The organism is Buchnera aphidicola (Pemphigus obesinymphae) (assembly GCF_026122815.1).
Lineage (GTDB): Bacteria > Pseudomonadota > Gammaproteobacteria > Enterobacterales > Enterobacteriaceae > Buchnera_C > Buchnera_C aphidicola_BJ.
This window is the reverse complement of record NZ_JAIWQW010000077.1, coordinates 1-524: the sequence shown is the minus strand read 5'-3', so window position 1 is coordinate 524 and position 524 is coordinate 1. Positions and strand designations below refer to the sequence as shown.

The 524-nt window shown below is 18.9% G+C and carries 1 tRNA gene; it reads right to left on the bottom strand.

Features of this window, described 5'->3' with window-relative positions:
* Positions 1-276: 276 nt before the first annotated feature.
* Positions 277-350: transfer RNA gene (locus LDP10_RS03170), tRNA-Trp, on the bottom strand.
* Positions 351-524: the final 174 nt, after the last annotated feature.

Below are 524 nucleotides of genomic sequence, written 5' to 3'. Positions count from 1 at the left end.
GTCCATGAGTGGTGATACTAGAACGGTATTTTGGCATCAGTAGATTACTCTATATTAAAAAAATATCATTCTTAATATTAATTAAATAAACTTTAATATTTTTAAAAATATTAAATAATATTAAAAAATAGAAAATATTAAATACATAATTTATTAGTGAAATTTTAACAGAATTAAATTTTGATGTTAATTTGTTAAATAAATTTTATATTTAATTTTTTAAAAAAAATATTTTAAATTGAGTTAAAAAGTATGATTTATTATATAGTATATTTTCAGGGGTGGAGGGACTTGAACCCCCAACATTCGGTTTTGGAGACCGATGCTCTACCAAATTGAACTACACCCCTATAAATTTGATATGTTGAATATCAATTTTAACACTGATAAAAATTAAAGTCCATGAATATTTGATTCCACACTATTTAATTTAATTAATTTAATTAATTTAATTGAAAAATTAATTTTTAACATAAAATTTAATATTAATATATATTAATACGTATAATAACTTTACTATTAAT